Raw genomic sequence first — 19,656 nt, 5'->3', positions numbered from 1 at the left:
CATAGTGCTAATTATAATCCGTAACTCGTTAGTATAAATAACATGGAGCAAAAAAAGTATTGGAAAGGCTTGGAGGAGTTGCACAATACCAAGGAACATCAGGAGATTGTGAATAACGAATTTAGAGAGGATCTGCCTTTTGAGGAGAGTGAAAGCCTGTTGAATGCTACTACCCCACGCAGGGACTTCCTGAAATACCTGGGGTTCACTACTGCAGCGGCTACCATTGCTGCCAGTTGTGAGATACCTGTGAAGAAAGCAATACCTTATGTAAATAAGCCTGAGGAAATCACTCCAGGTGTACCTAACTACTACGCTTCTACATATGCCGTTGATGGTGAGTTCGTTCCTTTGGTGGTGAAAACCCGCGAAGGTCGTCCAATCAAAGTGGATGGTAACGAATTGTCTTCTATTACTGGTACATCCTCTACTGCAAGAGTACAGGGTTCAGTGCTGAGCCTGTACGATGCAGCCCGTCTGCGTTTCCCAACTATCGCAGGTGCTGAGGCTACCTGGGCCGAACTGGACAAACAGGTAGCTGCTGCTATCGCGGGTCTGGCAGGTGCTCCGATTGTACTGCTGACTTCTACCATCATCAGCCCTTCTACTAAAAAAGTAATCGCTGGTTTCCAGGCTAAATATCCAGGCTTCCGCCATGTAACATACGATGCAGTTTCTTACTCCGGTATGCTGCTGGCTAACGAAGCTTCTTATGGCAAGCGCACGCTTCCTGCTTACCACTTTGAAAATGCCAAAGTGATTGTGAGCCTGAATGCTGACTTCCTGGGTACCTGGTTAAACCCTGTTGAATACAGCAAGCAATATGGTTCTACCCGTAAGATCGATGAGAAGAAGCCGGAAATGAGCAAACATTTCCACTTCGAGAGCATGATGAGTGTAACCGGTGCGAATGCTGATGAAAGATATACACACAAGCCTTCTGAAACTGGTGCTGTTGCCCTCGCCCTGCTGAATGCAGTAGGCGGTGCAGTAAGCGCTCCTGCCATTGCTGACAAGCGTTTGGCAGAAGGTATCCAGAAAGCGGCCAAAGCCCTGCAGGCTAACAATGGTAAAGCCATCGTAGTAGCAGGCTCCAACGATGTAAACGTACAGATCATTGTTAACGCGATCAACAGCCAGATCGGCGCTAACGGTACTACCATCGACTGGACCTCCACTGTTAACTACCGTCAGGGTATCGATAGCGACATGGAAACACTGGTGAAAGATCTGAACGCAGGTACTGTGGGCGGTCTGTTCATCTACGGTGTAAACCCCAGCTACGACTACTACAATGCACAGGCTTTCACTGAAGGTCTGAAGAAAACCAAACTGACTGTTTCCTTTAACTCTCATAAAGACGAAACTTCCGAGAACGTTAAGTTCGCTGCTCCTGCTCACCACTTCCTCGAAAGCTGGGGTGATGCTGAAGGCCGCACCGGATATTTCTCCTTCATACAGCCAACCATTGCACCACTGTTCAAAACACGTGCATTCGAAGCTACCCTCCTGGCATGGAGTGGCAACACTACTGCATGGGAAGATTTCCTGAAGAACGAGTGGATTGCTAAACTGGGTAGCCAGGAAGCATGGGACAAAGTGCTGCAGGATGGTGTGATCGAACCAGCTACTGCGCCTGCATTGGGTGGTGCTTCTTTCGCCGGTAATGTAGCTGATGCAGCTGCTAAAATCAACAGCGCAAAGAAGGGCGGTAAACTCGAACTGGTACTGTATGAAAAAGTAGCGATCGGTAATGGTAAGGAAGCCAACAACCCATGGTTGCAGGAAATGCCTGACCCAATCACCCGTGCTACATGGGATAACTACGCTGTCATCTCCAACAAACTGGCTAAGACTTTCGGTTCTGAGCTGGGTGATGATTACGAAATCAACAACGATAAGACTGTTCTGAAGATAAAAGCAAATGGTAAAGAGGTTCTTCTGCCATTGCTGATCCTGCCAGGTATCCATCCTGAAGTGATCGCTATCGCTGTAGGTTATGGCCGTAACGCTAACGCAGGTAAAGCTGCTGCTGGTGTAGGTAAGAACGTTTACAACTTTGTAAGCTTCAACGGTACTACCCGCGATTATTATGCTGCTGAAGTAAGTGTTGAGAAAACTAACCAGACTTACGAGATTGGTGTAACCCAAACTCACAATAGCTATGAAGGTCGTCCTATCATCAAAGAAACTACCCTGGAAGAGTTCATCAAGAACCCAGAGGAAGTGAATGAAGACAGGAAAGAACTGGATCAGTTTGGTTATGATGCTGCTAATCCCAAAGATACAGTAAGCAACTTCGTTAAGAATGGTACCCTGTACCCTGATGTTCACCAATATCATGGTATCAAATGGGGTATGTCAATTGACCTGAACACCTGTTTCGGTTGTGGTGCCTGTACCATAGCTTGTCAGGCTGAAAATAACGTATCAGTAGTTGGTAAAGAACAGGTGATCAAGGCGCACGAAATGCACTGGATCCGCATCGACCGTTATTTTGGCGGTACAGATGAAGACAATCCTGAAGTAGTGTTCCAGCCTATGCTGTGTCAACACTGTGACAACGCTCCGTGTGAGAACGTTTGTCCGGTAGCAGCTACCAACCACAGCTCTGAAGGTATTAACCAGATGGCTTACAACCGTTGTATCGGTACCCGTTATTGTGCTAACAACTGTCCGTTCAAAGTACGTCGCTTCAACTGGAGAGACTGGAATGGTGCAGATAGCTTCGATAACAACCTGTATGATGTAGGTGGTATGAACGATGACCTGACACGTATGGTACTGAATCCTGATGTAGTGGTTCGTAGCCGTGGTGTAATGGAAAAATGTTCTTTCTGCGTACAGAAATTACAGGATGCTAAACTGACTGCTAAGAAAGCTGGCCGTCCGATGAAGGATGGTGAAGCGAGAACTGCTTGTCAGCTGGCTTGTTCTGCAGATGCAATCGTATTCGGTAACGTGAACGATAAGGAAAGCCGTATCTATAAAGTGCGTAACGAAGAGCAGAAGAGCAGAATGTACTATGTACTGGAACAACTGCACGTATTGCCTTCCATCAATTACCTGGCTAAGATCAGAAACAAAGACGCTGAGGCTAAAGCAGAGGGTAAGAAGGAAGAGCATGCAGCTCATCATGAAGCATAGTCGGCGAAGGCTGGCTTTTTGCTAAAGAGAACGAAAGATTAACAGAGAGATAAAGTTTTAAGTTTAGAACAATAAAAGCTCCTTATTCTAAAGCGCGAGCAAAGGTTAGGGGTAAAAGCTTAAAGAATTATGCATTTAAAGTACGAATCCACATTAAGAGAACCATTAGTTGATGGGGAGAAGAATTACCACCAGGTAACTGAAGATATCATCGGCCCTATTGAAGGGAAGCCTGGTAAACTGTGGTATATAGGCTTTTTCATTTCCGTAGCGTTGTTGTTATGGGGTGTTTTCTCTGTAACCTGGGAAGTTTATTATGGTACCGGGGTGTGGAACCTGAATAAAACAATTGGATGGGGTTGGGATATCACCAACTTCGTATGGTGGGTAGGTATTGGTCACGCGGGTACGCTGATCTCTGCGATCCTCCTGCTGTTCCGCCAGGGATGGCGTACAGGGGTAAACCGTGCGGCAGAAGCGATGACGATCTTCGCGGTAATGTGTGCCGGTCAGTTCCCGATCTTCCACATGGGTCGTGTATGGATGGCGTTCTTCGTATTACCTTATCCAAATACACGTGGTCCGCTGTGGGTGAACTTTAACTCTCCACTCCTTTGGGACGTGTTCGCGATTTCTACTTATTTCACAGTATCTCTGCTGTTCTGGTATTCAGGTTTGCTGCCTGACTTTGCAACTGTTCGTGACAGGGCAAAGACCAAACTGCGCAAGCTGCTGTATGGTGTAGCATCTTTCGGCTGGACCGGTTCTGCAAAACACTGGCAGCGTCATGAGGCACTGTCTCTGGTGCTGGCAGGTCTGTCTACTCCACTGGTACTTTCTGTACACACTATCGTATCTTTTGACTTTGCAACTTCAGTAATACCTGGTTGGCATACTACCATCTTCCCTCCCTACTTCGTAGCGGGTGCGATCTTCTCCGGATTTGCGATGGTAAATACCCTGCTGATCATTGTACGTAAAGTATTAGGTCTGGAAGATTATATTACCATGGGCCATATGGAAGCCATGAATAAGGTAATCGTACTGACTGGTTCTGTGGTAGGTTGTGCTTACCTGACGGAGCTCTTCATGGCATGGTATGCAGCTGTTCCTTACGAATTTGCAACATTCTACAAATATCGCGCAGCGGGTCCGCTGGGTTGGTCTTACTGGATCATGATGACTTGTAACGTAATCACGCCGCAGGTATTCTGGTTCCGTAAAATGAGAAGAAACATCGTAGTAACATTCGTGATGTCTATCATTGTAAACATCGGTATGTGGTTCGAGCGTTTCGTAATCATCTGTACTTCCCTGTACCGTGACTATCTGCCATCCAGCTGGAGCTACTATCGTCCATCCTGGCCAGAAGTTGGTTTCTACATGGGTACCTTCGGTCTGTTCTTCACATGTTTCTTCCTGTTCGCTAAATACTTCCCGGTAATTGCAGTTGCGGAAATCAAGTTCGTACTGAAAACTTCCGGCGAAAGTTTCAAGAAGAATAACATGGAGCCACTGGAGCCACTTTCTGCTGAAGAATTTGAGCACCATGCACATGGTTCTCATGATGACGACCACGGACATGCAGGTCATGCCGTAGCACATGCTCACAATTAATTGTTAGCTGTTAAGAAATCTGGACATAGACATTTTAGACTTAGAATTTTTTTAAACATATGGCGGTTAAAAATTTCGTTGTAGCAAGTTTTGATGATGAGGCGGTATTATTTCCGGCAGTTAAAAAAGTAAGAACTGCGGGCTACAAAATCCATGATGTATACACACCATTTCCTGTGCATGGTCTTGATCATGCGATGGGTCTCCGTGAAACCAGCCTGCATACTGCCGGTTTCATATATGGTGTTTGCGGTACTACAACAGCATTATCCTGCATGAGCTGGATCTTCAGTTCAGACTGGCCGCTGAACATTGGTGGTAAGCCACACTTCCCATTGCCGGCGTTCATTCCTATTACCTTCGAGTTGACAGTATTGTTCTCTGCGGTAGGTATGGTGATGACTTTCTGCTACCTGTGTAACCTGATGCCATTTGTAAAGAAGCACATCTTCCACCCACGTCAGACAGATGACCTGTTTGTAATGGCAATCGAGGTGACTGCTAAAACAAACGCTGAAGAAGTAAAAGCTCTCCTGGCACAGGCGGGCGGTTTAGAAATAAACGAGCAGCGTGCAGAAGCAGGATGGTGGTACGGTCGTTTCGATCAGGATGATGAACCTACCCTGTACAAGAACGCTGAGACTGCAACAGTAAACGCGTAAACAACGATTTCAATCTTCCCTGTAAATCAGACTTACAGAGAAGTATACAGAATATAAGCTTGAATTATAATAAACAGATGAAAAGGACTTCCAACATATTGATCGCAGCTGCTTTGGTAAGTGGAGCTTTGGTATCGGTATCATGCAACAGGGGAGAGAATAACAGAAAGCCCGGAAGGATTTACATGCCTGACATGTATGAATCCCGTGCTTATGAGTTCTATAACGAGAAGGTATCATCTATGAAACCTGTAGATGGCACCGTGAAAAGAGGAGAGTTATTGCCTTACCATCTGAAAGCAGAAGATACTGCGTTAGCTAACGGTGTTAAAAATCCACTGATTCTGGCGAAAGCGGATCTGGAGGAAGGAAAACGTTTATTCAATATTTACTGCGGTATTTGCCACGGTACTAAGCTGGATGGTAATGGTCCACTGTATAAGGATGGTAATGGTCCTTATGTAGCTGCTCCTGCTAACCTGGCTAGTGGTGCAAAAGCCAGCTATACTGAAGGTCGCCTGTTCCACGTAATGACTTATGGTTTCAACGTGATGGGTAGCTACGCCAGCCAGCTGGATAGAACACAGCGTTGGAAAATTGCTGCATATATCCGCAGTGTACAGAACGGCGGTGCGAACCCTCCTACCCTGGTAGATGGTGATGCAAGCGCTAAACCTGCAACTGCACCAGCACCTGCAGCGGCAGCAGCTCCAACTTCGGATAGCACTGCACATAAATAATTGAATATAATAGCATTAATTAAGTATTTTAATATACAGTAATGAAGGACCAATTTGTAGTACCGGCAAGATTAAAGACGACCAGCTTCGTGTTGATAGCTATTGGCTTGCTGACTTTGTTGATCGGATATTTCGTATTTAGTGGTGAGCATGGCTCCACACGTTTCTGGGCTGGCCTCCTGCAGAACAGCTCTTTCTTTCTGCTTGTTGTATTAGCCAGTACCTTCTTTATCGGTGCCACTACCCTGGCACATGGAGGCTGGCAGGTTGCCTTCCGTCGCGTACCGGAAGCGATCTCAATGGCTGTTCCTGTATTGGGCATTATCTTTTTAGCTATCCTGCTCTGCCTGATCTATGGTAAGGCAGGTAATATTTACCACTGGCTTGATAAAGAACATGTAGCTCATGACCCAATCCTGAGCTGGAAAGAAGCGTTCCTCAATCCAAGTTTCGTAACAATAGCAAGCGTCCTGACTATCGGTCTCTGGATCCTGTTTACTATTAAACTCCGCAACATGTCCATCGAAGAAGATGGATGGGATCTCTCCAAAGAAAACGGCAAACGCATTCTGTGGAGAAATACTGTAATGTGCGGTGCTTTCACAGTTATCTATGCGCTGAGTGTTGGTTCTACTACTCCATGGATCTGGTTAATGAGTATCGATGCACATTGGTATTCTACAATGTATAGCTGGTATACTTTCGTGAGCAGCTGGGTATCCGGGATTTCCCTGATCGCACTGTGGGTGATCTACCTGAAACGTCAGGGTTACCTGCCACTGGTTAACGAAGAGCACCTGCATGATCTTGGTAAACTTGCTTTCGGTTTCAGTATCTTCTGGACGTACCTGTGGTTCTCCCAGTATATGCTGATCTGGTATGCTAACATGCCTGAGGAAATTATCTACTACAAACCGCGTGTTTGGGGCGAATGGAGACCAATTTTCTTCCTGAACCTGGCCATCAACTTCATCACTCCGCTGTTGTTCCTGATGAGCAAGGATAATAAACGTAGCTGGTCTGCAATGACTTTCATTACTGTGCTGATCATTGGTGGTCACTGGATGGATTTCTGGCAGCTGGTTGGTCCTGGTACTTATCAGCACCTGGTGTTCCCTTGGTTTGAACTGGGTATAGGTGTTGGTTTTGTTGGTCTGATTATCTTACTGGTATCAAAACAGCTGACTAAAGCTCCGCTGGTTCCAAAGAATCACCCTTATCTGAAAGAAAGTATTATTCACCAGGCTTAATTGGTGATAGTACCGGGATAGATTTAGGTAAAATCGTAAAGCATTAGATAACTTAATTATTCAAAATAGCAATGTCAGGATATTTAGCAGTCTTAGTCGTTGTACTCATATTCGTAGTCATCTTCCAGATTGCGAAGGCCAGCGAATATGTGTCGATATTAAAAGGAGAAAAGAAGTCGCGCCAGCAATCTAACAAGGTGAACGGCTTCCTGATGATCGTGTTCCTGGTGGTGGGCCTGATAGGTGTTTACTACTGTAATGATTTACTGAAAGGTAAAATTGGAGTTGAATCTGCATCTGTTCAGGGTGAAGGTTACGACGTCCTGCTCAAATGGACACTGATTATTACTGGTATCGTATTCGTTATCACCCAGATCCTCCTTTTCTGGTTCGCCTATAAATATCAGGAAAAAGAAGGCCAGAAGGCTTTCTACTTCCCTCACAACAATAAACTGGAATTAATCTGGACCGTAATTCCTGCTATCACCCTTACCATTCTGATAGCATTCGGTTTAAGACAATGGTTCCGCCTCACTTCTGATGCACCGAAAGATGCAATGGTTGTAGAAGTGACCGGTAAGCAATTCAACTGGCTCGTTCGTTACCCTGGTAAAGATGGTCAGCTGGGTCGTAAGTTCTTCAAAAACATCAACGATGCAACTAATCCTGTAGGTCAGGATTGGGATGATCAATTAAATAAGGATGACTTCATGGCTACTGAAATTCACCTGGTAGTAAACAAGCCGGTGAAATTCATCATTGGTAGCCGCGATGTAATCCATGACGTAGGTCTGTCAGCTTTCCGTATGAAGATGGATGCTGTTCCTGGTATCCCTACTACCCTGTGGATAACTCCAAAGTTCACCACAAAGGAAATGAAGGAAAAGACTGACAATCCTGATTACGTATATGAACTTTCCTGCGACCAGATGTGTGGTAAAGGCCACTATTCCATGAAGGCTAACATCGTGGTAGAATCTCAGGAAGAATTTGATGCATGGGCTGCAAAACAGAAAGCTCAATACGACGTTGCTCATGAGAGCGCAACTCCCGCTCCAGCTGCAGCAGCTGCCGACAGCACCCAAAAGGCAGTAGCTAAAAACTAGTGAATTAGTAACTTAGTAGCCAGAGAAAGAATTTTAAGACGCACACACAAGACGCACAGGAATTTTAAATTATTGTAAGAAAACTGAACGCACATCAGTTTTATATAAACAGCACCGATTATGAGTAACGAAGCAACATTGCACGGTCAACAGGAGGTTATGCACGGCGCGCACGCGCACGATCATGGCCACGGTCACGACGATCATGAGCACCATGAGGGTGGCTTCATTTCGAAGTATGTTTTCAGCTTTGATCACAAAACTATCGCTAAGCAATTTCTGATTACCGGTATCATCTGGGCTATCATAGGTGCTTTCTTCTCCGTACTGTTCCGTTTGCAACTGGGGTTCCCTGATGCTACTTTCCCATGGATGGAAAGCATACTGGGACATTGGGCTAAAGGTGGCCGTATTACAGACGAAGCTTACTATGCATTGGTAACCATGCACGGTACAATTCTCGTATTCTTTGTATTGACTGCCGGTTTGAGCGGTACTTTCTCCAACCTGCTGATTCCTTTGCAGGTAGGTGCCCGCGATATGGCTTCTCCTTTCATGAACATGCTGAGCTACTGGTTCTTCTTCCTGGCCAGCATGGTGATGATGAGTTCTCTGTTTGTACAAACAGGTCCTGCTTCCGGTGGCTGGACTGCTTATCCTCCACTGAGTGCACTGGGCGATGCATCAATCGGTTCTAAAATTGGTATGGACCTCTGGCTGTCTGCTATGGCGCTGTTCGTAGTTTCTCAGCTGCTGGGTGGTCTGAACTATATCTCTACTATATTGAACATGCGTACCAAAGGTATGGCTATGACCAAGATGCCGCTGACTGTATGGGGCTTCTTCTTCACCGCTGTACTGGGTGTACTTTCCTTCCCTGTATTACTGTCAGGTTTCATCCTGCTGCTGTTCGACCGCCACGGTGGTACCAGCTTCTACCTGAGCGAACTGTTCGTAAACGGTAAAGCACTGAGCAACGAAGGTGGTTCTGCCATCCTGTACCAGCACTTGTTCTGGTTCCTGGGTCACCCTGAGGTATACATCATCATCCTCCCTGCAATGGGTATGGTATCTGAAGTAATGGCGGTTAACTCCCGCAAACCTATCTTCGGTTACCTGGCGATGGTTGGATCCATGTTCGCGATCGTTATCCTGGCCTTCCTGGTATGGGCGCACCACATGTTCGTAACTGGTCTGAATCCATTCCTTGGTGCCTTCTTCGTACTGTTGACATTGCTGATTGCGGTACCATCTGCGATCAAAGTGTTCAACTGGATCACTACGATCTGGAGAGGTAACATCCGTTTTACCCCTGGTATGCTGTTCTCTATCGGTTTCGTGAGCACATTCATCTCCGGTGGTCTGACTGGTATCTGGCTGGGTAACTCCTCTATCGATATTCACCTGCACGATACTTACTTCGTAATCGCGCACTTCCATATAGTAATGGGTGTATCTGCCTTCTTCGGTACTTTTGCCGGTGTGTACCACTGGTTCCCGAAAATGTTTGGCCGTTACATGAACAACACATTATCTTATATCCACTTCTGGATTACCCTGATTGGTGCTTACCTGATTTTCTGGCCAATGCACTACGAAGGTCTGGTGGGTATGCCAAGAAGGTATTATGACTACTCTACCTGGCAGTCATTCAAACAGTTCGCTGATCTGAACCACTTCATCTCTATCGTAGTGATCGTGGTATTCGCTACTCAGCTTATGTTTGTGTTTAACTTCTTCTATAGCATCTTCAAGGGTCGTAAGTTAACAACGCAGAACCCATGGAACGCAACTACCCTGGAATGGACTACTCCGATTAATCCCGGTCACGGTAACTGGCCTGGTGAAATCCCTGAAGTTCACCGTTGGGCTTACGATTACAGCAAGGATGGTCAGGACTTCATTCCTCAGACCGTACCGCTGACTCCTGAAGAAAAAGCTAAGGGCGGCCACTAATACTGAGCTGCCGGTTGTCCTCCCCCATTAAAAGGGAGGGCAACTTCAAAACGAAAGTGAAGATTGATATTTTTGGACCCCTGTGAGCGCGCACTCACGGAATTGGACAAAGAAATGATAAGAGAAAACTCCATAAAATTATCGTTGTCGTATGTAGTAGCCAGTAAGGTGAAGGATTATTCTCAGCTGATGAAGTTTAATCTGACCTTTATGGTTGTGTTTTCCAGTGTAGTGGGTTACCTCCTTGTGCCTGGAGTGGAGTTTTCGTTGATAAAGATCGTAGAATTATTTGCCGGTGGTTTATTAGTATCCGGTTCAGCTAACACTATTAATCAGTTAATCGAGGTAGAGACAGACAAGTTAATGAAGCGTACAGCCGTAAGGCCACTGCCTTCAGGTCGTGTTTCTGAAGCAGAAGCCAGGGTATTGGCTTTTGTAACGGCTATCTCAGGTGTATTGATCATGGCATGGGCTTTCAACTGGCTGAGTGCTGGTTTGAGCTTATTATCCCTGGTAATGTATGCCTTTATCTACACCCCCTGGAAAAAATGGAATTCGCTGGCGGTGCTGGTGGGTGCATTTCCGGGAGCGATGCCACTATTGATAGGCTGGGCAGCAGGTGCTGATGAATTAGGCGCAGGTGGCTGGTCATTATATGCGCTGCAGTTCGTATGGCAATTTCCACATTTCTGGGCGATTGCATGGATTGGGCATAGTGACTACACAAAAGCCGGTTTTAAATTATTACCAAACGGTTCTGAGCCAAACAGGATGATTGCTATCCAGGCAGTAATGTATACATTCCTCCTGATCCCGCTGGGCTTTCTTCCTTATCTCTTTAGAGTAAGTGGTGGTATTTCTGCAGTGATTGTATTGCTGGCTACCTTCTTCTTCCTTTACCGTGCGGTAAATCTGTACAGGAAATGTGATGCACCGGCAGCGCGCAAGCTGATGTTTGGTTCTTACATCTACCTCACAATAATGCAACTGGCATTGTTGGCAGATAAAGTGCATAACATTTAATAAGTTTTAAAGACAAAATAGTGATGCAGGCAATGAGTTTACAACAACGCAAAAAGATTCATCCACACAAATATTCCCTATGGATTGCTATGGGGAGTATTACAATGATGTTTATTGGTTTTACCAGCGCGTATGTTGTAAAGCGATCGCAAGCAAACTGGGTCACTTTCGATCTGCCTATGATCTTCTGGGCAAGTACAGCAGTCATCCTGACCAGTAGCTTAACTGTTCAGATGGCTGTGAAGCAGTTCAGAAACAGAAATATGCAGGCATACAAACAGCTGATCACGCTGACCGCCATGTTAGGAATAGCTTTTGCGGTTTGTCAGTGGATTGGATTTTCACAAATGACACAGAGAGGAATGCCTTTAAATGGTCCGGCTTCCGGCTCTTTCATCTATGTGATAGTGGGTGTTCACCTGCTGCACGTACTGGGTGGAGTGGTTGCCTTGCTGGTGCTGTTTGGCAGGGCTTTCAGAACCAAAGTATTGAGCTATAGTTCAGTTCCGATTGAGGTAGCTTCTACTTACTGGCACTTTGTAGACATTCTGTGGATTTACCTTTTGATTTTTCTGAGTATTGCCAGATAAACCTTCTAAAAATTAATTTACAAAACAAACAATGGATACAGCAGTTACAGCGAAGAAAAAATGGTGGTCCGGGGGACATTCTCCTTTTAATGTGAGCTACGGTAAGTTGATGATGTGGTACTTCCTGTTGTCAGATGCGTTCACTTTTGGAGCATTGTTGATATCATATGGAACTATCCGTTTCATGAGTCCTTCATGGCCTAACCCCAACGAAGTGTTCCGTTCTTTCCCTGGTTTAGGCGAAAGACATGTTCCAATGGGATTTGTGAGCTTGATGACATTCATTCTGATCATGAGCTCTGTAACCATGGTTTTGGCTGTACATGCTGGTCACCAGCGTCGTCAGAAGGATGTTGTAAAATGGATGATCCTGACAATCATTGGTGGTATCGCGTTCCTGAGCTGTCAGGCATGGGAGTGGACACACCTGTGGCATGAGCATGCATGGTGGGGTAGAAATCCTTTCCCTAATGCTGACGGTACTGTTGCTTCCAGTAACTTTACTAACTTCTTCTTTACGATCACGGGTTTCCACGGTTTGCACGTAACCTCCGGTGTGATCCTGAACATCGTAATCCTGTCTAATGTACTGAAAGGTACTTATGAAGACAGAGGTCACTATGAAATGGTGGAAAAAGTTGGTCTGTACTGGCACTTTGTAGACCTGGTTTGGGTATTCGTATTCACCTGCTTCTACCTGCTCTGATCGGATTGCTTATTAGTAAATTGGAATTTTAAAAAGAGAACACATGTCAAATACACATACAGACGCAGGTCAGGACGTTCATGTAGCAGATAGCTCGACCAAGACCATCTGGAGAACGTTTTGGATTTTATTAGGGATCACAATTTTTGAAATCGTCATTGCTTTGGCGCATATGCAATTTCACTGGCCTAAATTACCAGTAAACTCCCTGTTCGTCATCCTGACTATTGTAAAGGCTTTCTTCATCGTAGCGGAATTCATGCACCTTGGTCATGAGATCAGGAACCTGATCATGACGGTGCTGATGCCATTGCTGTTGTTTGTCTGGTTTGTCATCGCTTTCCTGGCTGATGGTGATTCATGGAAGAACATGCGTAAAGACCTGGCGCCTGGTACACCAAAGGCAGCTGAAAAAGCACAGGTGATCAGTACGGAAGAAGGAGAGGGACACCACGAATAATTTATCACTTTTATACTGTTACGCTTTACATTGTCCCCAGCGATGCGGATATTGTAAAGCGTAATTTTTTGTTCACATTTAATACCATACGCCATCACACAGAAAGGACTTTTAGGATTAGTACTCGCCGTGCTGTTGCCATTGGTGGGCTACCTGATAGTAGATCACTATCGGGAGGATGCAGTACCCCTTCCCCGCCATTATGTAGCGGAGCGGGTAGATACTGTGATAAAAGATGGGAAGAAAACGTATGATACGATCTACCATACGGTAAAGGATTTTACATTTACCAACCAGATGGGGATGCCGGTTTCCCTGCATGATGTGCCTCATAAAATGGTGCTGGTGAATTTCTTCTTTACTTCCTGTCCCAGCATTTGCCCTGTTATGATGAAGAACCTGGAGAAGCTGCAAAAAGCATATATCAAGAGTGATACCTTGCTGCAGCTAATGTCGCTGACAGTAGATCCTGAAAGGGATTCGTCGGAAACATTACGTCAATATGGATTGAAACGCAATATCAATCCTGATAACTGGTCTTTATTGACAGGTAGTAAGAAGGATATTTATGACCTGGCACGACATGAGCTTTTTGTGAATGTGACAGATGGTGATGGCGGGCCGGATGATTTTATTCATACAGAGAAACTGATCCTGCTGGACAAGGATCGCCATATCAGGGGATACTATGATGGAACAGACAGCAATGTGATTCGCAAGATTGCAAATGACATCGCAGTATTACATCTGGAGAAAGCAAAGAATCGTCCTCCTTTTCTGAAGAGGATCTTAAATCCAGGTACTGAATAAGAAAATTATTAAAATGAAAAGTAAGTAAGATAGTGGAATGTGTGTACGCTAAGTAATAGCGTTGCCGTTTCACTTTTTTGCTTAAAATATCCCGACATGAGTAGTCTTACAAACAAAAATCTAAATCTGCCTATTGCGATCGTATCAGTTGCGATACCGGTAGTAGTGGCCCTGTTGATGTTTATGCCCCGTCAGCATATGGAAGCAGGCTTCAATGTGACAGTGTTGCCATTGTTTCATGCGGCATTGAATTCAGCAACGGCAGTGTTGTTGTTGGCAAGTCTGTATTTTATCAAGGTAAAGCAGGTTAAGGCGCATAAAACAGCGAACCTGATTGCAGTAGCATTGTCAGCGATCTTCCTGGTTTCGTATGTGACGTATCACTTTTTTGTGAAGTCTACTATGTATGGTGATGTGAACCATGACTACATTGTAACTGAGGCGGAGAAAGCAGCGGCGGGTGGTATGAGGTATGTTTATTTCTTTATTCTCATCACGCATATTGTGCTGGCGGGGATTATAGTTCCGCTGGTGTTGTTTACATTACTGCGTGGGTTCCAGAATGATTTTGAAAAGCATAAGAAAATAGCACGCATTACCTGGCCGATCTGGTTTTATGTGGCGGTGACCGGGGTGATCGTGTATGTGATGATCTCACCTTATTATTGATGGCAAAAAGGATATTTTTTAAAATAATGCCCTTACATTTTCCGCCGGGGGCAGATGTAATTTTAATCCGTAAATTCGAGGTATGAAAAAGATTGGACAAATAGCAGTTGTACTCCTGGCCCTGAGCATTCACACAATGGCACAGTGCTCTCTTTGTACCAAGACAGCACAGCAACTGGGAGAAGGCCCTGCAAAGGGTTTGAATGCGGGTATTCTAATGCTGGCGGCCACGCCACTCATTATCATTGGATTTCTGGGCTTCCGTTATTACTGGAATAACAGACAACAGGCATAATTACTATTACATCAAAATAGCGAAGGGCTGATCAGCGATGGTCAGCCCTTTGTGCTACAGTATTACCTGCAACCTTCTAATTCGTAAATGTGATAACCTTGCTGCTGAATATTTTTCTCCCAGGAAGGAACGGTTTCCTGCATATGGCAGAACCTGCAGTCGCGGGAAGAAATGATGGGGGCAGTGAGTGAACGCGATTTAAGATAAGCATTGCCGAAAGTGAGGACGCTTTCGTAATTAGTATCGGAGGAGACGATGATGTCAAAATGCATGTAACCTCCTTCCCGGCGCTTCACATAGGTGTCGAAAATAGCAACTTCCATGGACATGAATTAAAAGTCAATAACAGTTATTTAGGTCGCACAAAAGTAGGGAGGGGTCTATAGGGCATGAAATATTTAACATGCTATTGACGATCTGTTACTCACGAAAATGAAGTAGGTGTTATCAGGATAAGAATTTTATTATTAGATTGTAATAAATGAGGAATTAAATTGATCTTAAATAAGTAGTCTTTTTTGTTAACGTGTCATTAACATAATCAGAAGTTAAGAATGAAAAATTTAGGCCTTGTTGTGATTGCTGCATTTTTGGGAGCTGTTGGGGTGCAATGCCTCATCTATTTGATCAATGCATTGAGCTCTCTTTGCTATTTAGGGGCGTTTTCTATTGAGGCGCCAGATCTCAGCAATTCCGGCCTGGGCGCATGGATGGTTGTTATTCCTGTAGCCGGCGCGCTGCTGGGGATACTGTTGATAAAGTCCGGAAAAAAATCGCTCACTCCGCTTAGTGCTGTAATAATGACCGGTGCGGGTTTCCCATTTGGGATAGAAGGAGTGCTGGCCAGCGGTTTGTTCTTATGCGGTGAAAGGAAATTGCTGAAAGCAGCTGTGATAGCCTCTGGATTGGCTTGTTTATTAAATGCACCGGTGGCAGGGGCTGTTTTGGTATTTGAACTGGGTTTTGTGGAGGTGTCTGTGTTGAATGTACTGGCTCTTGTGCTGGCGGCAGGAACAGGGTGCCTGCTTAGATTTGTATGGAGGGGCTGGGATGCTGTTTTATTTTTAGAAACCTTACCAGCCTTCAGGTTGGGTAACTTATATATCTACTTTTTAGCTGGTATGGTGGTATCTCTCTTAGGGATCCTTATGAACTGGCTGATTAAAAAGCTGGGGCAAATTACCTTTCAGCGGGCATGGTTGCCGGTAGCAGCGGCGTTTGTTATTGGCGTGCTGGGTTGGCTGCGGCCTGAGGGTTTGGGTACTGGCAGCAATTTTATTCCGGAGCTGGCGAGTGGTCACATCAATTTACAGATCCTGCTGGGATTATCGCTTGTCCGTATGGTGATGCTGATCCTGGCTGCGGGCGCTGGAGCGCCGGGAAGGGAATTGATCATTTCACCATTTCTGTTAATTGGTGGTGCATTGGGAATGGCCAGTATATTCCTGATTTGCCTGGCAGCTGGTCAAACGGATGTAACACCTGGTTTAGCGGCTATCGTAGGCATTGTTGCCCTGTTGGCGGGTAGACTGCCGGTAATATTGACTGCGCTTATCCTTTCTATAGAGCTCACCCATCAGTGGATGGTTCTCTTACCTGTTATCACCGCACTGATACCAGCTATTCTGCTGCGTAAATGGATTGTAAGAAGCGGTACAAATTGAAGTCACCCTTTTCCAGTCCGGTTTTAATTTGCTGATAGAGTGCCTGCCTGTTATAGGCTTTCATTCGCTGGCGCTGTATCAGTTGCCATGCTTTTTCGGTAAGTAGTTGTGCATGTTTTTCAGGGGTTTGGGTAAGGTGCTGCTGATGCTGATCGATGGCCTGGATCAGTTCTTTTAAGCCCTGGCTGGTGGTAGCAACTGTTTTTAATACGGCTGTTTCATGTACCCGGCTATGTGCCAGGATGCGCAGGTTTTTTACAAATGCATCTGCGTTATCCCTGTCTGCTTTATTTACCACGAAGATGTCGGCAATTTCCATCAGCCCTGCTTTCATGGTTTGTATTTCATCGCCGGCTTCGGGTACGACGACAACTACGGTGGTGCTGGCAATTCCTGCTATTTCTACCTCGCTTTGCCCCACTCCTACTGTTTCGATAAAGAGATAATCGAAACCCGCGGCTTTCATCAGGTCGCTCACTTCAATAATACGTGGGCTGAGGCCTCCCAGGGCTCCCCGGCTGGCCATGGAACGGATAAAAACGTTATCGTTGTTGAAATGCTGGGCCATGCGCACCCTGTCTCCCAGCAGGGCACCGTAATTGAAGGGGGAGCTTGGATCTACGGCGATGATACCGACTTTCTTACCTTGTTCCAGCAATAGTTCGATCAGGCCATTTACGAGGGTGCTTTTACCGGCACCGGGAGGGCCTGTGATCCCTATCACCCGGGTATGGTGATTGACTGGCAGGTCTGCTAACAGGGCTTCGTACCCACTGGCTTCATTTTCCACCAGGGTAATACATCGGGCCAGGGCCCTGGTTGAGCCCTGTAATAGAGCTGTCAATAGAGAACGCATCTTCTAATTTACGAATAACGAATTATCTTCGCAGCCAATATAACTATTATATGAAAGTAGCCGGATTCACTTTTGTTCGTAATGCCGTTAAATATGACTATCCTGTATTGGCATCTATCAGGTCGATCCTGCCACTGTGCGATGAGGTGATTGTCAGTGTTGGTGATTCTGATGATGGAACATTGGCGCTTATCCAGTCGATCGATTCTCCCAAGATTAAGATCACACATTCTGTATGGGATGATTCACTGAAAGAAGGCGGCAGGATCCTGGCAGTAGAAACAGACAAGGCATTTGCGCATGTAAGTTCGGATGCTGACTGGTGTTTTTATATACAGGCTGATGAGGTGGTGCATGAAAAGGATTACCCGGCTATTAAGGCTGCGATGGAGAAATACAAAGATGATCCAAGAGTAGAAGGATTGTTGTTTGAGTATATGCACTTCTTTGGTAGCTACGATTATATAGGAGATTCGAGAGTGTGGTATAAGAATGAGATCAGGGTGATCAGGAATGATAAGAAGATCTCTTCTTACCGGGATGCACAGGGTTTCAGGAAAGAGGGGCAGAAATTGCATGTGAAGCCGGTTGACGCGCATATTTATCATTATGGATGGGTAAAGGATCCGGAAGCGCAGGCAAGGAAATTGAATAATTCATACACTTTATATAATGGGGCGAATGATGAGAAGATGAAGAAGCGTGTGAATATTTCTGAGTTTGATTATGGAGAGGTAGATAGCCTGGAAGTGTTTAAGGGTAAGCATCCGCAGGCTATGCAGTCAAGAATTGATGAGAAGAACTGGAAATTTGAGCATGATATCAGCAGGAAGAAGTTTGGGTTCAAAGACAGTATTCTGTACTGGATAGAAAAAAGAACTGGTAGGCGATTGTTCGATTACAGGAATTATAAAATAATATAGCACAAGAAACGGGGCTGCTCAAAACTTCGAGACAGCCCCGTTTTATTCGGATCCCTGATGGATTCGGGTACCCGTTTAAGCAATTCTCAGATTATGAGCACAACCTCTTTTTTGTTTGGTGGCCGGCTTAATAAAGCTTTCTATATAATTCAAAATATGCTTTTGCATTAGCATCCCAGCTAAACTGCATGGCATATTTTTTTATAGCATCTGTATGATCATTGCTGGAAAAGTGTTGCAGCCCTTTTGCAAATACATCCTGCATCGCTTCAGGCGCAAAATCACGGAAGTAATAAGCATGTGCTCCTCCTACTTCAGGTAAGCTGGTTTTATCAGATAAAAACACTGGTTTACCAAAGTGCATCGCTTCTACTACCGGAGCCCCAAAACCCTCTGCCAGTGAAGGGAACAGGAAGGCTAAGCACTGACTGTAATACCAGTATTTCTCTTCATCAGTAATGCCGCCTACGAGTTTTAACCTGTTGCTCACGCCTAGTTCTGCCGCTGCTGCTTCAATTTTTTTAATATAATCACCTTGTTGTCTGCCGGCAATGATCAATTCATAATCATTCCCCACGAGCAATGAAGGCAGCACATGAAAATTCTTTTTGGGTGTGAGCATGCCTATCGAGAACAGGAAAGGTTTTTGGGGTTTGTAAGCGGGTGCATCAAAACCCGGAAATTGTTTTACTTCAGAGCCCTGGTATACGATCTGGCATTTGCTGTCTGGTACCCTGATATGTTCCCTGATTGCATTCAGTGTAAACTTGGAAATAGACACGATTACATCTGCTTCATCCACCTGGTTTTGCAATTGCTTCAGGTGGTATTTTTTCTGCCAGTTTTTCAAGCGGTCATCAATCAGGAAGTTCAGGTCATGAATGGTCACAACCGTTCTTTTTGCCTGCTTTCTGGGCCATACATTGCCCGTTTGATGAACAGCATGAAATACATCCATTTTTGGCGGATGAAATGCATACCTGTCATACCATTTATACGGGATTGTTTCAAACCTTCCGTTGAATGCTGCAAAGGATGCAGGCATGTAATACAGCAGTTGTTCATCCTGCTGCTGCAGGCTCAATAGTCGTTGTCCTAATTGTAAACAGAAGGTGTAAAGACCGTTGTGTGGATACTTTAGTTTCTCAAAATCCAGACCGATGCGGTGCATATGAATAAGAT

The 19,656-nt window shown here is 45.2% G+C and carries 19 protein-coding genes; 16 read left to right on the top strand and 3 right to left on the bottom strand.

From position 1 onward, the window contains the following. The first annotated feature begins 42 nt into the window (after positions 1-42). The 14 genes from U0033_RS20440 (at position 43) to U0033_RS20375 (ending at position 15,031) form a co-directional block, all read left to right on the top strand. Positions 43-3,147, top strand: coding sequence for a TAT-variant-translocated molybdopterin oxidoreductase (locus U0033_RS20440; RefSeq protein WP_072358610.1), 3,105 nt, complete (start codon positions 43-45; stop codon positions 3,145-3,147). A 129-nt stretch (positions 3,148-3,276) separates the two neighbouring features. After that, on the top strand, positions 3,277-4,764 hold the full coding sequence (gene nrfD, locus U0033_RS20435; protein WP_072358608.1) for an NrfD/PsrC family molybdoenzyme membrane anchor subunit: 1,488 nt from the start codon (positions 3,277-3,279) through the stop codon (positions 4,762-4,764). Between the two features lie 59 nt (positions 4,765-4,823). Beyond that, positions 4,824-5,426, top strand: a complete 603-nt coding sequence (locus tag U0033_RS20430) for a DUF3341 domain-containing protein (RefSeq protein ID WP_072358606.1) — start codon at positions 4,824-4,826, stop codon at positions 5,424-5,426. A 77-nt stretch (positions 5,427-5,503) separates the two neighbouring features. Further along, positions 5,504-6,166, top strand: a complete 663-nt coding sequence (locus U0033_RS20425) for a c-type cytochrome (RefSeq protein ID WP_072358604.1) — start codon at positions 5,504-5,506, stop codon at positions 6,164-6,166. A gap of 41 nt (positions 6,167-6,207) precedes the next feature. Continuing rightward, positions 6,208-7,416 (top strand): quinol:cytochrome C oxidoreductase, encoded by a 1,209-nt coding sequence (locus U0033_RS20420; protein WP_072358602.1) that lies wholly within the window; start codon positions 6,208-6,210, stop codon positions 7,414-7,416. A gap of 71 nt (positions 7,417-7,487) precedes the next feature. Next, positions 7,488-8,522: a cytochrome c oxidase subunit II gene (locus U0033_RS20415; protein ID WP_072358600.1), complete on the top strand. Its 1,035-nt coding sequence runs from the start codon at positions 7,488-7,490 to the stop codon at positions 8,520-8,522. A 120-nt stretch (positions 8,523-8,642) separates the two neighbouring features. Then, entirely contained in the window at positions 8,643-10,478 is a 1,836-nt protein-coding gene (locus tag U0033_RS20410) for a cytochrome c oxidase subunit I (protein WP_072358598.1), read from the top strand. A 114-nt stretch (positions 10,479-10,592) separates the two neighbouring features. Then, positions 10,593-11,501 carry a heme o synthase gene (gene cyoE / locus U0033_RS20405; RefSeq protein ID WP_072359055.1) on the top strand — a complete coding sequence of 303 codons (909 nt, stop codon included), beginning with the start codon at positions 10,593-10,595 and terminating at the stop codon, positions 11,499-11,501. A gap of 32 nt (positions 11,502-11,533) precedes the next feature. Further along, on the top strand, positions 11,534-12,091 hold the full coding sequence (locus U0033_RS20400; protein ID WP_245801732.1) for a cytochrome c oxidase subunit 3: 558 nt from the start codon (positions 11,534-11,536) through the stop codon (positions 12,089-12,091). 31 nt (positions 12,092-12,122) lie between these two features. Then, positions 12,123-12,797: a cytochrome c oxidase subunit 3 gene (locus tag U0033_RS20395; RefSeq protein ID WP_072358594.1), complete on the top strand. Its 675-nt coding sequence runs from the start codon at positions 12,123-12,125 to the stop codon at positions 12,795-12,797. A 43-nt stretch (positions 12,798-12,840) separates the two neighbouring features. Further along, positions 12,841-13,257, top strand: a complete 417-nt coding sequence (locus tag U0033_RS20390) for a cytochrome C oxidase subunit IV family protein (RefSeq protein WP_072358592.1) — start codon at positions 12,841-12,843, stop codon at positions 13,255-13,257. A gap of 129 nt (positions 13,258-13,386) precedes the next feature. Next, on the top strand, positions 13,387-14,067 hold the full coding sequence (locus tag U0033_RS20385) for an SCO family protein (protein ID WP_083571419.1): 681 nt from the start codon (positions 13,387-13,389) through the stop codon (positions 14,065-14,067). 96 nt (positions 14,068-14,163) lie between these two features. After that, complete coding sequence (locus U0033_RS20380; RefSeq protein ID WP_072358588.1) at positions 14,164-14,736, top strand: DUF420 domain-containing protein; 573 nt, start codon at positions 14,164-14,166, stop codon at positions 14,734-14,736. A gap of 82 nt (positions 14,737-14,818) precedes the next feature. Next, complete coding sequence (locus tag U0033_RS20375) at positions 14,819-15,031, top strand: hypothetical protein (RefSeq protein WP_072358586.1); 213 nt, start codon at positions 14,819-14,821, stop codon at positions 15,029-15,031. 62 nt (positions 15,032-15,093) lie between these two features. On the opposite strand, the gene U0033_RS20370 is transcribed toward U0033_RS20375, so the two are convergent. Then, positions 15,094-15,354, bottom strand: coding sequence for a DUF2024 family protein (locus U0033_RS20370; RefSeq protein ID WP_072359053.1), 261 nt, complete (start codon positions 15,352-15,354; stop codon positions 15,094-15,096). 231 nt (positions 15,355-15,585) lie between these two features. Between U0033_RS20370 and U0033_RS20365 the strand changes: the two genes are divergently transcribed. Continuing rightward, a complete protein-coding gene (locus U0033_RS20365) occupies positions 15,586-16,695 on the top strand; it encodes a chloride channel protein (RefSeq protein WP_072358584.1) in 1,110 nt (369 codons plus the stop codon). Here U0033_RS20365 and meaB read toward each other — a convergent pair. Beyond that, complete coding sequence (gene meaB / locus U0033_RS20360; protein ID WP_072358582.1) at positions 16,652-17,551, bottom strand: methylmalonyl Co-A mutase-associated GTPase MeaB; 900 nt, start codon at positions 17,549-17,551, stop codon at positions 16,652-16,654. The two genes, U0033_RS20365 and meaB, sit on opposite strands and share 44 nt — an antisense overlap. Positions 17,552-17,601: 50 nt before the next feature. On the opposite strand from meaB, the gene U0033_RS20355 reads away from it, so the two are divergent. Then, positions 17,602-18,474 carry a glycosyltransferase family protein gene (locus tag U0033_RS20355; protein WP_072358580.1) on the top strand — a complete coding sequence of 291 codons (873 nt, stop codon included), beginning with the start codon at positions 17,602-17,604 and terminating at the stop codon, positions 18,472-18,474. A 127-nt stretch (positions 18,475-18,601) separates the two neighbouring features. Here the strand turns inward: U0033_RS20355 and U0033_RS20350 are convergent, their stop codons facing one another. Next, positions 18,602-19,645 carry a glycosyltransferase family 4 protein gene (locus tag U0033_RS20350; RefSeq protein ID WP_072358579.1) on the bottom strand — a complete coding sequence of 348 codons (1,044 nt, stop codon included), beginning with the start codon at positions 19,643-19,645 and terminating at the stop codon, positions 18,602-18,604. Between the last annotated feature and the right edge of the window lie 11 nt (positions 19,646-19,656).

Origin of the sequence: Chitinophaga sancti, assembly GCF_034424315.1 — a bacterium.
GTDB classification, from domain to species: Bacteria; Bacteroidota; Bacteroidia; order Chitinophagales; family Chitinophagaceae; genus Chitinophaga; species Chitinophaga sancti.
Note: the sequence above shows the minus strand (reverse complement) of the source record. Positions and strands in the feature narration are given on the sequence as shown.

Coding starts and splice junctions, on each gene's coding strand:
- U0033_RS20440 (WP_072358610.1), top strand. CDS start 43: ATGGAGCAAAAAAAGTATTGGAAAGGCTTGGAGGAGTTGCACAATACC.
- nrfD (WP_072358608.1), top strand. CDS start 3,277: ATGCATTTAAAGTACGAATCCACATTAAGAGAACCATTAGTTGATGGG.
- U0033_RS20430 (WP_072358606.1), top strand. CDS start 4,824: ATGGCGGTTAAAAATTTCGTTGTAGCAAGTTTTGATGATGAGGCGGTA.
- U0033_RS20425 (WP_072358604.1), top strand. CDS start 5,504: ATGAAAAGGACTTCCAACATATTGATCGCAGCTGCTTTGGTAAGTGGA.
- U0033_RS20420 (WP_072358602.1), top strand. CDS start 6,208: ATGAAGGACCAATTTGTAGTACCGGCAAGATTAAAGACGACCAGCTTC.
- U0033_RS20415 (WP_072358600.1), top strand. CDS start 7,488: ATGTCAGGATATTTAGCAGTCTTAGTCGTTGTACTCATATTCGTAGTC.
- U0033_RS20410 (WP_072358598.1), top strand. CDS start 8,643: ATGAGTAACGAAGCAACATTGCACGGTCAACAGGAGGTTATGCACGGC.
- cyoE (WP_072359055.1), top strand. CDS start 10,593: ATGATAAGAGAAAACTCCATAAAATTATCGTTGTCGTATGTAGTAGCC.
- U0033_RS20400 (WP_245801732.1), top strand. CDS start 11,534: ATGAGTTTACAACAACGCAAAAAGATTCATCCACACAAATATTCCCTA.
- U0033_RS20395 (WP_072358594.1), top strand. CDS start 12,123: ATGGATACAGCAGTTACAGCGAAGAAAAAATGGTGGTCCGGGGGACAT.
- U0033_RS20390 (WP_072358592.1), top strand. CDS start 12,841: ATGTCAAATACACATACAGACGCAGGTCAGGACGTTCATGTAGCAGAT.
- U0033_RS20380 (WP_072358588.1), top strand. CDS start 14,164: ATGAGTAGTCTTACAAACAAAAATCTAAATCTGCCTATTGCGATCGTA.
- U0033_RS20375 (WP_072358586.1), top strand. CDS start 14,819: ATGAAAAAGATTGGACAAATAGCAGTTGTACTCCTGGCCCTGAGCATT.
- U0033_RS20370 (WP_072359053.1), bottom strand. CDS start 15,354: ATGGAAGTTGCTATTTTCGACACCTATGTGAAGCGCCGGGAAGGAGGT.
- U0033_RS20365 (WP_072358584.1), top strand. CDS start 15,586: ATGAAAAATTTAGGCCTTGTTGTGATTGCTGCATTTTTGGGAGCTGTT.
- meaB (WP_072358582.1), bottom strand. CDS start 17,551: ATGCGTTCTCTATTGACAGCTCTATTACAGGGCTCAACCAGGGCCCTG.
- U0033_RS20355 (WP_072358580.1), top strand. CDS start 17,602: ATGAAAGTAGCCGGATTCACTTTTGTTCGTAATGCCGTTAAATATGAC.
- U0033_RS20350 (WP_072358579.1), bottom strand. CDS start 19,645: ATGCACCGCATCGGTCTGGATTTTGAGAAACTAAAGTATCCACACAAC.